Raw genomic sequence first — 14064 nt, 5'->3', positions numbered from 1 at the left:
GGTGCACATGAGCCGCTCGGATTCGACCGAACGCTTCAGCAGTCGGGTTGCCGACTACGTCCGCTACCGTCCCGACTATCCCCCGGCCTTGCTGGACTGGCTGCACCAGGACATCGGTGTGCCCACCGAAACCCTGGTCGCCGATATCGGCGCCGGCACCGGCATTTCCACCCGGCTGTTCCTGGCCGCCGGCCACCCGGTCATCGCGGTGGAACCGAATGCGGCCATGCGCGAGGCCGCCGAGCAGTTGCTCGCGCCGGACTATCTGCGCCTGAAGGTCGCCGACGGCACCGCCGAGGTCACCGGCCTGGCCGACAACAGCGTTGGCCTCGTTGCCGCAGCGCAGGCCTTCCACTGGTTCGACACCACCGCGGTGCGCCACGAATGGGCGCGCATCCTGCAGCCCGAGGGCATGGCCCTGGTGTTCTGGAACTCGCGCCTGCTCGATGCGTCCCCGTTCCTGATCGGCTATGAGCAGCTGCTGCTGGAGTTCGGCACCGATTACACCGACGTCGCCGAGCGCTATCAGGACGATGACACCATGCGCGCGTGGTTCGGCGAGGGCCTGCGTGGCATGGCCCGGCTGCCGAATGTGCAGCGCATGGACTACGACGGCCTGCGCGGTCGCCTGCTGTCCTCCTCGTATGCACCGCAGGCCGGTCACCCGCGCCACGCCGCGATGCTGGACGCACTGCAACAGCTGTTCGACGCCCACGCGGTGGACGGCCAGATCGCCTTTGAATACCAAACCCGTGCCTTTGTCGGCACGCTGGACTGATTGAACGCCATGTACTCGCTTGCCCGCCCCTTCCTGTTCGCCCTTGATGCAGAACGCGCCCACGGTCTTGGCCTGAGCGCGCTGGACCTGGCCTATCGCACCGGCACCACGCCGCTGATGGGCCGCCGCATCGACCCGCTGCCGACCAACGCGTTGGGAGTGAGTTTCCCGAATCCGGTGGGCCTGGCCGCCGGCCTGGACAAGAACGGCGAGCACATCGATGCGCTGCTGGCCCTGGGCTTCGGCTACGTCGAGATCGGCACGATCACCCCGCGTCCGCAGGCGGGCAACCCGAAGCCGCGCCTGTTCCGGCTGCCGGAGCACCACGCCATCATCAACCGCATGGGCTTCAACAACCTGGGCGTGGATGCGCTGGTGCGCAATGTCGAACGCGCCAAGCGCCGCACCGGCCTGCTCGGCATCAACATCGGCAAGAACAAGGACACGCCCAACGAGCAGGCGTTCGACGATTACCAGCACTGCCTGCAGAAGGTGTATCCGCTGGCCGACTACATCACCGTCAACATCTCCTCGCCGAACACCGCCGGCCTGCGCGAACTGCAGGAAGAGACCGCGCTGCGCCAGCTGATTTCGCAGCTGCGCGAAAGCCAGGAAAGCCTCGCCGCCAAGCACGGCAAGCGGGTGCCGATGCTGGTCAAGGTCGCCCCGGACCTGAGCGATCGCGACATCGATGCGGCCGCGCGCGTGCTCGGCGAACTCAAGGTGGACGGCGTGATCGCCACCAACACCACCATCGACCGCAGTGCCGTGGCGGGTGACCCGCGCGCGAACGAAGCCGGCGGCCTGTCCGGTGCGCCGCTGCTGGGCCAATCGACCCTGGTGCTGCGCCGCCTGCGCGCGCGCCTGCCCGAATCGATGCCGTTGATCGGCGTGGGCGGCATTCAATCCGGTGCGGACGCGGTGGCCAAGATGGCCGCCGGCGCCGCGCTGGTGCAGTGCTACAGCGGCCTGATCTTCCGTGGCCCGGAGCTGGTACATGACTGCGTGGAGGCGATCCGTCGCCGCAGAGAGGCGCCCAGCCGCGGCGCGGTGGCACCGCTGTGAACGACGCCATGACTGCCTGGGCCATCACTGAAAACGCCTCGCTGAAGGCGCTCAACACTTTCCATGTCGACGCCACGGCCGCGCAGCTGCTGGAGGTGTTCGATCCTTCCGTGCTGCCGGAGGTGCTGGCCCTGCCACGCGTCGCAGAGCAGCCGCTGCTGGTGCTGGGCAGCGGCAGCAACGTACTGATCGCGGACAACGTGGAAGGCACCGTGCTGGTGTTCGCCAATCGCGGCATCGAGATCCTGGAACACCGCGCCGACCACACAATCGTGCGTGCCGGTGCCGGCGTGAACTGGCATGGGCTGGTGATGTGGTCGTTGCAGAACGGGCTGTCCGGGCTGGAGAACCTGGCCCTGATCCCCGGCACCGCCGGCGCCTCCCCGATCCAGAACATCGGCGCCTATGGTGCGCAGGTCGGCGAGTTCATCCAGGCCGTGGATGCCTGGGACCGACACGAGAACGACTGGGTACGCTTCGATGCGGAAGGCTGCCAGTTCGCCTACCGCGACAGCATCTTCAAGCACGACCCGGACCGCTACCTGATCACCGCGATCGAGCTGCGCCTGCCGCTGCTGCATGGCCTGCGCCTGGGCTATGCCGGGATCGCCGAGGAAATGGAGGCGATGGGCGTTGAACTGCCGGTGGCCGCCGATGTGGCCAACGCGGTGATCAACATCCGCCGCCGCAAGCTGCCGGATCCGGACGTGCTCGGCAATGCGGGCAGCTTCTTCAAGAACCCGATCCTGCCGTTGGAACAGGTGGAGGTGCTGCTGCAGCACTTCCCGGAGCTGCCCGTGTACCCGGCCGACGACGACAGCCGCCGCAAGATCTCCGCGGGCTGGATGATCGAAAGTTGTGGCTGGAAGGGGTACCGCGATGGCGATGCTGGCGTTGCCCCAAGCCATGCGCTGGTGCTGGTCAACCACGGCCAGGCCACCGGCGAAGAACTGCTCGCGCTGGCGCGGCGGATCTCCGCCTCGGTACTGGAGAAGTTCGGCGTGCCGATCGAACCGGAACCCAGGCTGATCGGCGCACAGTGGTGAACCCCGCCCCCGCGTTACCGGTGGCCACGCCGTTGCGGGCCGCCCTGCTGATGCTCGGCAGTACGCTGGCCTTCGGCCTGATGGCGATCGCGATCCGCTATGCCACCCGCTACGTGCCGACCCAGGAAGTGGCGTTCTTCCGCAACGCGTTCGGCCTGCTGGCACTGCTGCCAATGCTGATCCGCCCCGGCAGCGCGCCGCTGAAGACGCAGCAGCTGCCGCGTTACTTCCTCCGCAGCGCGATCGGGCTGGCCTCAATGCTGTGCGCGTTCTGGGCGATCGGGCACCTGCCGATCTCCCAGGCGATCTCGCTCTCCTATTCGACACCGCTGTTCGTGACCATCGCTGCCGTGCTGTGGCTGGGCGAAACCGTGCGCATGCGCCGCTGGGCGGCGGTGATCATCGGCTTCATCGGCGTGCTGATCATCGTGCGCCCCGGCTCGACCAGCTTCACACCCGGCACCCTGGTCGCCGTCGGCGCTGCCGTGCTGAGCTCGCTGGTGGCGATCCAGATCAAGCAGCTCACCCGTATCGACAGCGCCGATACGGTGGTGTTCTACACCTATGTGTTCTGGGTGCCGCTGTCGCTGGTGCCGGCGCTGTTCGTCTGGGTCTGGCCGACTGGCCTGGCCTGGGTCTGGCTGGTCGCGACCGGTGTGCTCGGCACGCTGGGCCAGCTGCTGTGGACGCGCGCCCTGCGCCTGGGCGAAGTCTCCGCACTCACTCCGATCAGCTTCATGCAGCTGCCGCTGGTCAGCCTGCTGGGCTGGCTGTTGTTCAATGAAGCCCTGGACCGCTGGACCGTGATCGGCGCCGGCATCATCCTCGGCGCGAACGCCTATATCGCCCACCGCGAAGCGGTGCTGGCACGGCGGGCGAAATCGCAGGCGGTCACAGCGGCCGCCAAGCCGGGGGAATAGACCCCCGGGCATCAATCCGACCCGAACAGATCGCGCGTGTACACCTTGTGCGCCACCTCCACCAGCTCCGGCGTCAGCCGGTTGGCGACGATGATGTCCGCCTCCGCAAGGAACGCCGCAAAATCGTTCACCACGCGGGAGCGGTAGAAGGTCGGCTCCGTGAGCACCGGCTCATGGACGATGACCTCGATGCCTTTCGCCTTGATCCGCTTCATCACGCCCTGCACCGCCGAGGCGCGGAAGTTGTCCGAGCCGGCCTTCATCACCAGCCGGTAGATGCCCACGACCTTCGGGTTGCGCGCCACGATGTCATCGGCGATGAAATCCTTGCGGGTGCGGTTGGACTCGACGATGGCGTGGATCAGGTTCTGCGGCACCTTGCTGTAGTTCGCCAGCAGCTGCTTCGTATCCTTGGGCAGGCAGTAGCCGCCGTAGCCGAAGGACGGGTTGTTGTAGTGGTCACCGATGCGCGGATCCAGGCTGACGCCTTCGATCATCTGCCGCGTGTCCAGCCCGTGCGAACTGGCGTAGGTATCCAGTTCGTTGAAGTAGGCCACCCGCATCGCCAGATAGGTGTTGGAGAACAGCTTGATCGCCTCCGCCTCGGTCGCGTCGGTGAACAGCACCGGCACGTCCTTTTTGATCGCGCCTTCCTTCAGCAGCCCGGCAAACACCGCGGCGCGTTCGGAGCGTTCGCCGACGATGATCCGGCTCGGGTGCAGGTTGTCGTACAGCGCGCGGCCTTCGCGGAGGAACTCCGGCGAAAACAGAATCGTGTCCGTGCCGAACTTGGCCCGCAGCGCATGCGTGCAGCCCACCGGCACGGTCGACTTGATCACGATGACGGCGGACGGATGGATCCGCAGCACATCGGCGATCACCGCCTCGACGGAGCCGGTGTTGAAGTAGTTCGACTTGGGGTCGTAATCGGTCGGCGTAGCGACGATGACGAAGTCCGCGCCTTCATAGGCCTGCGCCGGATCCAGCGTGGCGGTGAGGTTCAGCGTGCGATTGGCGAGGAAGTGCTCGATCTCGGCATCTTCAATGGGCGACTGGCGCGCGTTGATCATCGCCACCTTGGCTGGATCGATGTCCAGCGCCACCACCTCGTGATGCTGCGCGAGCAGCACCGCGTTGGAGAGGCCCACGTAACCGGTACCGGCGACGGCAATCTTCATTCAGGATCCTTCTGCATACGTCGTCCAGAGTCGAACGACGAATTTTAGCAAACGTGGCGGAGTAAGCGCCACAACGCGTCTCATTACGCGTCATTTCTGGCGTTTTAACTCTATAAATTGCCATAACGCGCCATATTTGGCGCTTTAGTGAAATACAATCTAAATGTCGTAAAGCGCCACACTTGACGCGTTATTGCAATAGTGCGATACAAAGCGTCAGGAGGGTCACTTTATGACGATCACACATCTGATGACGGACGAGGCTGTCCTGGCTGAGCTGGGGCAACGTCTATCCCACGTGCGGCTCTCGCAAGGCATCACCCAGGAGCAGCTGGCCGATGCTGCGGGCGTCTCCAAACGCACCGTGCAGCGGCTGGAAGACGGTACGCCCGCCCAGCTGGCCAACCTGATCCGATGCCTGCGCGCCCTCGGCAGGCTGGATGCGCTGGACGTGATGCTGCCCAGCGACGGCCCCAATCCGATCGATCTGCTGGAGCGCCGCGGCCACCCACGCCAGCGCGCACGACCGGGCGTTGCAGAAGCCGCCCCGGCCAAGCCTTGGAGCTGGGGGGATGAGCAATGAACACCACGGCCGAGGTGCGCCTGTGGGGCAGCCGGATCGGCGCGGTGACGCTGGCCGACGGCGAGCGGATCGCACAATTCGCCTACGACCCGGCATTCGCACGTTCCAGCATTGAGGTCGCCCCGCTGACCATGCCGCTCGCGGCGGATCGGATCTACGGTTTCCCCTCCCTCAACCCGGCAGGCTTCCATGGCTTGCCCGGCCTGCTCGCCGACGCCCTGCCGGACAAGTACGGCAATACCCTGATCAATGCGTGGCTGGCCACCCAGGGCCGCACCCCGGACAGCTTCAATGCGGTGGAGCGGCTCTGCTATACCGGCACGCGCGGCATGGGGGCGCTGGAGTTCTCGCCTGTGCATGGGCCGCGCGTCCGCACGGCACACAAGATTCAGATCGATGCCCTGGTCGCGCTGGCCACCGAGGTTCTGAGCAACCGCGACAACCTGCGTGCCTCGTTCGGCGATGAAGAACGCGCCGATGCACTGCGGGACATTCTGCGCGTGGGCACCTCGGCCGGTGGCGCACGGGCCAAAGCCGTAATCGCCTGGAACGAAGCCACCGGCGAAGTCCGATCGGGCCAGGCCGCGGCGGCGCCAGGCTTCAGCTACTGGCTGCTCAAGTTCGATGGCGTGCAGAACAACCGCGACAAGGAACTGGCTGACCCCAAGGGCTACGGCGTGGTTGAGTACGCCTACGCGCTGATGGCGCGTGATGCAGGCATCCAGATCAGCGAGTGCCGACTGCTGGAGGAAGGCGGTCGCCGCCACTTCATGACACAACGCTTCGACCGCACCGATGCAGGGGGCAAGCGCCATATGCAGTCGTTGGCGGCGATGGCCCACTTCGACTTCAATGATCCCACTGCCTACTCCTACGAGCAGGCCTTGCTGGTCATGCGCCAGTTGCGCCTGCCCATGGCGCAGCTGGAGGAACAGTTCCGGCGGATGGTGTTCAACGTGATCGCACGCAACCAGGACGACCACGTCAAGAACATCGCCTACCTGATGGACCGGCAGGGCCAGTGGTCGCTGTCACCTGCGTTCGATATCACCTGGGCGTACAACCCGGACGGCGACTGGACAGCGCGGCACCAGATGTCGATCAACGCCAAGCGCGAGGGTTTCGACGTGGCCGACCTGACCGCCTGTGCCGCGACTGCCTCGATCAATGCCCGCCGCGCCCGGGACATCATTGAGCAGGTCCGGCACAGCGTGCTGCGCTGGCCCCAGTTTGCCGACGAGGCCGGCGTCGCCGGGCACTGGCGCGATCAGATCCGCGGCAGCCTGCGTACGGACATTCGCTGAGTCGCAGTCTCACCCCTGCGCAACCTGCCACGCACGGGTCGCGCAGTCGGCCACGTTGCCGGGCGCGAACTGCTCGGCCATGTAGCGCAGCGCCTGGCGCCGCTGTGCAGGCGGGCGTGCCGTGGCGCCGGGTTCCAGCAGGAGATCGTGGAACTCCTGCAGGTCCTGCAGGATCCGCCAGTGGCGGTAGTACGCCCCCCACAGCGGATCCGCCTCGACCGGGCCGTAGCCCTCGGCGAACCCCGGCGGCTGCTCACGCCCCCAGCGCCCGCCGATGCCGGCGCCGATGAACATCAGGTCGCGCTCGCGCGGGGCCAGCACCATCTCGTCCCAATCGATCAGATGGATACCCTCATCTGGCCCGACCAGCACATTGCCCGCGTGCAGATCGGCATGACAGAGCACGCGGCGGGGGCGACCGTCGCCGATGCGCGCGCGCAGCGCGCCGCAGCGCTGCCAGATCGCCTCGATGCGCTGACGGTGCCGGCACCACAGGGCCAGATACTCCTCGCCCAATGCATCGCGCACCGGTATCCGCGCGTCGGCGCGCTGCAGCCATGCGCCGACGCGCTCCACCGCAGTGTCGTCGTCGAATCCAGGGCAACGCAGACGCACGGACAGTGCCTCCGGCAACCGCACGTCGTGAACCTGGCGCAGCACGCGCCCGAACCGCTCCCAGTGCCCACGCGACAGCGCCTCCTCGAAACCGGAAAACGCATCGACATAGGGAAACAGCGTCCACTGCAGGCCCGCCCAGGTTGCCGCGGCCGCACCGTCCCGGGTCGGCAGCGGCGCGATGATCTCACGCAGTCCCAGGTGGTCACGCAGATGGTGCAGAACGTCCCACACCACGGCATCCACCGCGTAACGCCGGCACTTCAGCCACCAGCGCATGCCATCAGGCCCACCCACCTGGTACACGGTCGCACCTGCATCGGCGCCACAGGCGCGCTGCACTACCGCGGTGGCTCGTACGCCGTAGGCCTCCCCCAGCACCTGGGTGATCTGCGCCGAGGACAACTCTTGTGGATGGAGCATCAATCCAACGGATGTAATGAATACGCATCGACTATCGCAGATCGATACCCTGCAGCGCAGCGCAGTCCATCACGAAAGTGGCCACGCGCTGCTGGCGTGGTCGCGCGGGCCGCCATGGCGGTGAAATCAGCCGATGATGTGGATGCCCGCCCCGCTTTCACCCGGCGCCAGTTCCGGCCGCAGCTGCAGGGCGGGAATCTCATAGTCACCCCCATTCTGGCGGCGGTAGGCGATCGGGGCATCGGTCGCCAGGCCGTCCAGCCGGGTTGCCCAGGTTCTCCAGCAGCGCCGGGAACGATGCGTCGTCGACGCGGCCGGTGCGGTAGATCACATGCGGCGGCAGCACCTCGAAGCCGGGATAGAACAGGATGCCGTGCTGGATCGGAAACAGGACATCCTCGATCGAACCGTTGATGCCGCGCGGTGCGTAGTGCGACGCCCAGCCACCGGTGGTGACCACCAGCATCGCCCGCTTGCCGCTCATGGCACCCTCGCCGTAGCGATCGCCCCAGTGACGGTCCGAGTGCTCGCCCACCCCATACGCGAACTCATAGGCGTATACCCGGTCGACCCAGCCCTTGAGGATGGCCGGCATCGAGAACCACCACAGCGGAAACTGCAGGATCACCGCATCGGCCCAGCGCAGTTTGTCCTGCTCGGCCGCGATGTCCGCGCTCTGCGCACCGTTGGCGTACGCCTGCCGCGAGTCCAGCGAGGCATGGAACGGCACCGACGGATCGCGGTCCGGATGATCGGCCGCATCGAGCTGCGGTTTCCACTGCATGGCATACAGATCGGAGACCTGCACGGTGTGGCCGGCCTGTTGCAGGCGTTCGACGGTGAAGGCTTTCAGCGAGCCACTGAGCGAAGTCGGTTCGGGGTGGGCGTAGACGATCAGGACGTTCATGGCAGTTCCACGGAGGAGATGCCGCCACGGTAGGGAGGGCAGCGCTATAGTGGAAATGAATTCCCACAATCGCTGACATTGCCATGGACAATACCCTGCGTCGCATCGACCTCAACCTGCTGGTGACCCTGCAGGCCCTGCTGGACGCGCAGAACGTCACCCGCGCCGCCGCGCGCCTGCATCTGGCGCAGCCCACGGTGAGCGTGCAGTTGGGGCGGCTGCGTGATCTGTTCGACGATCCGCTGCTGCTGCCCGGCCCGCGCGGCATGCGGACCACGGCGCGCGCCGACGCCCTGCGCGCGCCATTGGCCGACGCGCTGGCCGCGCTGGAGCGCGCAGTGGCGCCGACCCGGGCGTTCGACCCGGCGCAGGCCAGCAACACCTGGCAGGTGATGGCCTCCGACTACGGCGAGTCCACCGTGCTGCTGCCGGCTCTGCCCGGTCTGCGTCGCGCCGCACCGGGCACGCGCCTGGCCGTGGTCGAACTCGCACCGCGGCGCATGGTGGAGCAGGCCGAGCGTGGCGATATCGACCTGGCGTTCCACATCGCGTCCGATGCGCCACCCGCCCTGCACCACCGCCCACTGTTCACCGAACGCTACGTACTGGCTGGCCGCGCCGGTCATCCAAAATTGAAGCGTCGCCCCACCCTGACCCAGTTCTGCGCGCTCGAGCATGTCATCGTCTCGCCGATGGGCGGCGGCTTCCACGGCGTCACCGACGAGGCACTCGCCCGGGTGGGTGCACAGCGCAGGGTGGCCTTGTCAGTGCCGCACTTCCTGTACCTGCGCAGTGTGATCAGCCGGACCGACATGGTCGCGATGGTGCCCGCGCGGCTGGTCGCCGATGACCCGTCACTGCGTGTAGTGGAGGCGCCGATCGACGTGCCCGGCTACCAGATGGTGATGCTGTGGCACGAGCGCGTGCACCGAGATCCGGCGCATCGCTGGCTGCGGGACCAGATCGCCCAAGCGGTCAAGGGATGATCCGGCGCATATTGCGACGCGTCATGTAAACGATTACATCCCCTGCTAGCGTGTCCCCACCCCGCCGTCGGGGTCGTTTCAGATCAGGAGCGCGTTGATGGGGCTGCAGGCTGACCGTTCGACCGTCGTGCACCGACCGCGCCGCATCATGGCCGGCAGCGTGCTCTTCTCCACCCTCGCGCTGAGCCTCACCGCGGCCGCCCAGGACCTGCCACCGCGCAGCCAGTGGCAGGCCAGCAGTTCCTCCCAGCAGGTGCCGGCGATGGCGGTCGGGCACCTGATCGACGGCGACCCGAAAACAGTCACCGGCGGCGCCTTCAGCCCGGGCCACTGGTTCCAGGTGGACCTGGGCAGGCCGAGCATGCTCAGCGGCGCGCAGATCACCTGGGACGTCTCCAATCCGGAGGGGTACAGCCTTCAGACCTCGCTGGACGGTCAACAGTGGCAGCCGGCCTACACCATGCGCGATTCGCTCGGCGGTATCGAGACGCTGTTCTTTGCGCCGCGCAACGCCCGCTATCTGCGCCTGGCCAGCCCGGCGCGCACCTCGGACTGGGGCGTGTCGATCTTCGAGCTGGAGCCCTTGGATTCCACCACGAGCGCGCGCGTGTCCGGCGTGGATGCGACCCAGGCCGCGGCGCTGTGGCAGGGTGGCAGTGCGATCGACGTTCCGCGTGGCAAGGACGGTACGCACACGCTCGAGATCGCGTTGCCGCGTGCCGTCTCCACCACCGGCCTGTCCGTGGATTGGAAAGGTGAGCACGGTGCCGCACGGCTGCAGGCACGCGATGCGCAGGGCCGCTGGATGGACCTCGCACGCGATCCGCAGGCCGGTACACGGCAGCAGAGTTGGTTGGCGGGCACTGCTGCCGTGACCGCCACCGCGCTGCGGCTGAAGGTGGACGGTGGCGCCCCTCGGGTCGAGCGCCTGCGCCTGCTCGGCCCCAAGGCAGTGATGACGCCCATGAAGCGCTACCAGATCGCCGCCAGCGGCGCGCAGCGCGCATTGTTCCCGGCCTCGCTGCACATGCAGCAGACCTACTGGACCGCGGTCGGCATCCACGCCGGCCGACAGAAATCGATTTTCGACGAGTACGGCAACATCGAAGCCTTCAAGGGTGCGCCGCTGGTGCAGCCGATCTGGCGCAACGCGAACGGTGTTGCCGCAGGGGCCGCCGACCAGCCGGTGCAGCACGCGCTGCGCGATGGCTGGAAGCCGATGCCCTCGGCGACGTGGTCGCCACAACCCGGGCTGGAACTGCAGAGCGAGGCGTTCGCGGTCGAGCTGGGGGGACAGCCGGTCACCTTCGTGCGCCATCGACTGCGCAACACCGGCAGCGCCCCTCTCGAGGGCACCCTGACACTGGCGGTACGGCCGATGCAGATGAATCCACCGTGGCAGAACGGCGGCCTCTCGCCGATCCGCGAGGTGGCCGTGGAAGGTCGACAGGTGCGCATCAACGGGCGCGCCCTGCTGCAGTCGCTCACCCCGGTCGATGCCGTGGGTGCGGCGCCGTTCGGCACGGAGGGCAGTACCGAGATCACAGGGGCCATCGCCAGCGGTAGCTTGCCCGCGGCCACGCAGGCACGCGATGCCGAGGGTCTCGCGTCCGCGGCGCTGGCCTACCGCGTGCAGCTCGCGCCGGGTGCCAGCCGCTCGGTGGTGGTCGCCTTCCCGCTGGGCACCGCCGCTTCGGCTAAGGACGGTTCGTTGCCGGATGCACCGCCACTGGCGCTGCCTGGCGTCCCGCGTGCACCCGATGCGGCGTACGACGCACTTGCCAAGCGGGCATCCGACGACTGGCAGGCACGCCTGGGCCAGGTCGGCCTGCGCCTGCCCGATCCCTCGCTGGTGGACATGCTGCGCGCGCAGGCGGCGTACATGCTGATCAACCAGACCGGCCCGGCCATGCAGCCCGGCCCGCGCAACTACAACCGCTCCTTCATCCGCGACGGCATGGCCACCTCCGCGGTGCTGCTGCGCATGGGCGAATCCAGGGTCGCGCGCGATTACCTGGCCTGGTACAGCGAGCACGGCGTGCATGCCAACGGCCTGGTCTCGCCGATCCTCAACGACGACGGCAGCGTCAACACCGGCTTCGGCTCGGACATCGAGTACGACAGCCAGGGGCAGTACATCAGTCTGGTTGCCGATGTCGCGCGCCTGGATGGCGGACCGGACTCAGTACGCGCCTATCTGCCCAAGGTGAAAGCCGCGATGCGCTTCCTGCAGGAACTGCGCGAGCGCACGCTGGTGCCCGGCTACATGGCCAGCCAGCCTTCGCCGGAACGCTTCGCCGGCATCCTGGCGCCGTCGATCAGCCATGAGGGCTATCCCTCGCCCACGCACAGTTACTGGGACGACTACTGGGGCCTGAAGGGCTGGCATGACGGTGCGTGGCTGGCCGAGTCGCTGGGCGATCACGAAACCGCCGCGTGGGCGCGCGAACAGTACACCGCCCTGCACGATGCACTGGCTGCCTCGATCCGCGCCACGATGGCGTGGAAGGGCATCGACTTCATTCCCTCTTCGGCCGACCTTGGCGATGGTGATCCGACCGGCGTGTCGATCGCGCTCGATCCCACCGGCGCACAGGATGTGTTGCCGGCCGAGGCGCTACGCACCACGTTCGCCCGCTATCTGGACGATGTCCGCAAGCGCGGCGAGCCGGGCGCGTTGTATGCCTATACCCCGTACGAAATCCGCAACGTGCTGAGTTACGTGCATCTGGACCAGCCCGAGGCCGCCGACGAACTGCTGCAGGGCCTGCTGCATGACCGCCGCCCGCTGGAATGGCAGGTGCTCGCCGAGGTGGTCCATTCGCGGCTGCGCTTCCCGCGTTATCTCGGCGACATGCCACATACCTGGATCGGCGCCGAATACGGACGCACGCTGTTCGGGATGCTGATGCGCGAAGACGATGACGCGCTGTCGCTGTTGCCGGGCACCCCGCCCTCGTGGGTGGCCGGCGACGGGCTGGCGGTGGATCGCCTGCCGACCGCCTACGGCATCCTGGCCCTGCAGGCACGGCAGCGCGAGGGAACGCTGCAGGTAACGCTGGGCAAGGGGCTGCGCACGGACACCGCGGTGCGTGTGTGGTGGCCGAGCCGCACGCGCCCAACCTCGGTCCGGGTGGATGGCCGCGTCGTGAGTGACTACGACGCGCGCGGGGTGCTGCTGAAGCAGCCGTTCCGCCGGCTGGAGGCGACGTGGTGAGACCGACTCCGCCGGCATGGCGATGCTCTGTCAGCCGATGAAGGGCTAGAACCCGGTCAGCCCTGCCGGTCGACGGGACGACGCAAGCCTTGGTCCGGTCGTGGCGGTGCCTGGCATGACCGGCATTGACATGCAGGTATTTACCTGCATATTATCGGATCGTCGACGGGCGCCATCACATGCACAGGGCGTTACCTGGATCACGAGCAGCGAGGAACGCGGATGGATGCAGACAAGGTGTTCAAGGCGCTGGGCGACCCAACCCGCAGGGCGCTGCTGGATGCGCTCTGCCAGACCAACGGGCAGTCGCTGGGGCAGCTCTGCGCGCACCTGCAGATGGCACGGCAATCGGTCACCCAGCATCTGGGCCTGCTGGAAGACGCCAACCTGATCAGCACCGTCAGGCGCGGTCGCGAGAAGCTGCACTTCATCAACCCCGTGCCCCTGCACGAGGTTTACGAGCGGTGGGTACGCAAGTTCGAGCACCAACGGCTGAGCCTGCTGCATGACCTGAAAAAAGAACTCGAAGGAGAATGATGATGTCCACGGTGTCTACCTGCTTCATCCACGTGATCTATATCGCCTCCACCGCCGAAAGCGTATTCGAGGCCATCACCCGGCCAGAGATCGCCCGCACCTATTGGGGCCATGAGAACGTATCGGACTGGCAGCCCGGTTCACGCTGGCAGCACGTCCGTGCCGACGCGGCAAGGAAGGTCGAGCTGGTCGGCGAGGTGGTCGAAAGCACCCCGCCCTCGCGCCTGGTCATCACCTGGGCTGCCGCTTCGCAGGCCGATGACGCGCAGGCCTACAGCCGGGTGACGTTCGATATCGTGCCGTATGACGGCATGGTCCGTCTCACCGTGACCCATGACCAGCTCGAGCCGGGCAGCGGCATGGACACCGGCATCCGGCAGGGCTGGCCGCTTGTCCTGTCCAGCCTGAAATCACTGCTGGAGACCGGCAGGGGAATGGACGTCTTCGCCAAGCCACTGGCCTGATCCGGGCGGGAAGATCACAGAAAAGGGCGCCTTGGGCGCCC

General features: G+C 67.1%; 13 protein-coding genes. 10 read left to right on the top strand and 3 right to left on the bottom strand.

Features of this window, described 5'->3' with window-relative positions:
- Positions 1-7: 7 nt before the first annotated feature.
- The 4 genes from HH110_RS11775 to HH110_RS11760 are packed head-to-tail and all read left to right on the top strand — an operon-like array spanning position 8 to position 3809.
- Positions 8-778, top strand: a complete 771-nt coding sequence (locus HH110_RS11775) for a class I SAM-dependent methyltransferase (protein ID WP_176989836.1) — start codon at positions 8-10, stop codon at positions 776-778.
- A gap of 9 nt (positions 779-787) precedes the next feature.
- Positions 788-1843, top strand: coding sequence for a quinone-dependent dihydroorotate dehydrogenase (locus HH110_RS11770; protein ID WP_176989835.1), 1056 nt, complete (start codon positions 788-790; stop codon positions 1841-1843).
- Positions 1840-2889 carry a UDP-N-acetylmuramate dehydrogenase gene (gene murB / locus HH110_RS11765; protein WP_176989834.1) on the top strand — a complete coding sequence of 350 codons (1050 nt, stop codon included), beginning with the start codon at positions 1840-1842 and terminating at the stop codon, positions 2887-2889. The genes HH110_RS11770 and murB overlap by 4 nt, the downstream gene beginning before the upstream one ends.
- Positions 2890-2921: 32 nt before the next feature.
- Positions 2922-3809: a DMT family transporter gene (locus tag HH110_RS11760; RefSeq protein ID WP_275135858.1), complete on the top strand. Its 888-nt coding sequence runs from the start codon at positions 2922-2924 to the stop codon at positions 3807-3809.
- Positions 3810-3820: 11 nt separating this feature from the next.
- Here HH110_RS11760 and HH110_RS11755 read toward each other — a convergent pair whose 3' ends face one another.
- Positions 3821-4987 (bottom strand): nucleotide sugar dehydrogenase, encoded by a 1167-nt coding sequence (locus HH110_RS11755; protein WP_176989833.1) that lies wholly within the window; start codon positions 4985-4987, stop codon positions 3821-3823.
- A gap of 232 nt (positions 4988-5219) precedes the next feature.
- Here HH110_RS11755 and HH110_RS11750 point away from each other — a divergent pair, with 232 nt between their 5' ends.
- Positions 5220-5570 carry a helix-turn-helix domain-containing protein gene (locus HH110_RS11750; RefSeq protein ID WP_176989832.1) on the top strand — a complete coding sequence of 117 codons (351 nt, stop codon included), beginning with the start codon at positions 5220-5222 and terminating at the stop codon, positions 5568-5570.
- Positions 5567-6874, top strand: coding sequence for a type II toxin-antitoxin system HipA family toxin (locus HH110_RS11745; RefSeq protein WP_176989831.1), 1308 nt, complete (start codon positions 5567-5569; stop codon positions 6872-6874). Before HH110_RS11750 ends, HH110_RS11745 begins: the two co-directional genes overlap by 4 nt.
- A 9-nt stretch (positions 6875-6883) precedes the next feature.
- Here the strand turns inward: HH110_RS11745 and HH110_RS11740 are convergent, their stop codons facing one another.
- Complete coding sequence (locus tag HH110_RS11740) at positions 6884-7912, bottom strand: phosphotransferase enzyme family protein (protein WP_176989830.1); 1029 nt, start codon at positions 7910-7912, stop codon at positions 6884-6886.
- 205 nt (positions 7913-8117) lie between these two features.
- Positions 8118-8819: an NAD(P)H-dependent oxidoreductase gene (locus HH110_RS11735; RefSeq protein WP_241696530.1), complete on the bottom strand. Its 702-nt coding sequence runs from the start codon at positions 8817-8819 to the stop codon at positions 8118-8120.
- An 83-nt stretch (positions 8820-8902) separates the two neighbouring features.
- On the opposite strand from HH110_RS11735, the gene HH110_RS11730 reads away from it, so the two are divergent.
- The 4 genes from HH110_RS11730 to HH110_RS11715 all read left to right on the top strand — a co-directional run bounded on the left by HH110_RS11730 (position 8903) and on the right by HH110_RS11715 (position 14023).
- Entirely contained in the window at positions 8903-9805 is a 903-nt protein-coding gene (locus tag HH110_RS11730; protein ID WP_176989829.1) for a LysR family transcriptional regulator, read from the top strand.
- 148 nt (positions 9806-9953) lie between these two features.
- Positions 9954-13022, top strand: coding sequence for a discoidin domain-containing protein (locus HH110_RS11725; protein WP_241696552.1), 3069 nt, complete (start codon positions 9954-9956; stop codon positions 13020-13022).
- A gap of 222 nt (positions 13023-13244) precedes the next feature.
- Positions 13245-13559 (top strand): helix-turn-helix transcriptional regulator, encoded by a 315-nt coding sequence (locus tag HH110_RS11720; RefSeq protein WP_176989827.1) that lies wholly within the window; start codon positions 13245-13247, stop codon positions 13557-13559.
- A 2-nt stretch (positions 13560-13561) separates the two neighbouring features.
- Positions 13562-14023 carry an SRPBCC family protein gene (locus HH110_RS11715; RefSeq protein ID WP_176989826.1) on the top strand — a complete coding sequence of 154 codons (462 nt, stop codon included), beginning with the start codon at positions 13562-13564 and terminating at the stop codon, positions 14021-14023.
- Positions 14024-14064: the final 41 nt, after the last annotated feature.

The sequence above is a fragment of the Stenotrophomonas sp. SAM-B genome, from assembly GCF_013387485.1.
GTDB lineage: Bacteria > Pseudomonadota > Gammaproteobacteria > Xanthomonadales > Xanthomonadaceae > Stenotrophomonas > Stenotrophomonas maltophilia_AA.
This window is presented reverse-complemented; position numbering and strand designations above follow the sequence as displayed.

Excerpts from the sequence above, each read along its gene's own strand:
- HH110_RS11775 (WP_176989836.1), top strand. The coding sequence starts at position 8 with ATGAGCCGCTCGGATTCGACCGAACGCTTCAGCAGTCGGGTTGCCGAC.
- HH110_RS11770 (WP_176989835.1), top strand. The coding sequence starts at position 788 with ATGTACTCGCTTGCCCGCCCCTTCCTGTTCGCCCTTGATGCAGAACGC.
- HH110_RS11755 (WP_176989833.1), bottom strand. The coding sequence starts at position 4,987 with ATGAAGATTGCCGTCGCCGGTACCGGTTACGTGGGCCTCTCCAACGCG.
- HH110_RS11750 (WP_176989832.1), top strand. The coding sequence starts at position 5,220 with ATGACGATCACACATCTGATGACGGACGAGGCTGTCCTGGCTGAGCTG.
- HH110_RS11745 (WP_176989831.1), top strand. The coding sequence starts at position 5,567 with ATGAACACCACGGCCGAGGTGCGCCTGTGGGGCAGCCGGATCGGCGCG.
- HH110_RS11740 (WP_176989830.1), bottom strand. The coding sequence starts at position 7,912 with ATGCTCCATCCACAAGAGTTGTCCTCGGCGCAGATCACCCAGGTGCTG.
- HH110_RS11735 (WP_241696530.1), bottom strand. The coding sequence starts at position 8,819 with ATGAACGTCCTGATCGTCTACGCCCACCCCGAACCGACTTCGCTCAGT.
- HH110_RS11730 (WP_176989829.1), top strand. The coding sequence starts at position 8,903 with ATGGACAATACCCTGCGTCGCATCGACCTCAACCTGCTGGTGACCCTG.
- HH110_RS11725 (WP_241696552.1), top strand. The coding sequence starts at position 9,954 with ATGGCCGGCAGCGTGCTCTTCTCCACCCTCGCGCTGAGCCTCACCGCG.
- HH110_RS11720 (WP_176989827.1), top strand. The coding sequence starts at position 13,245 with ATGGATGCAGACAAGGTGTTCAAGGCGCTGGGCGACCCAACCCGCAGG.
- HH110_RS11715 (WP_176989826.1), top strand. The coding sequence starts at position 13,562 with ATGTCCACGGTGTCTACCTGCTTCATCCACGTGATCTATATCGCCTCC.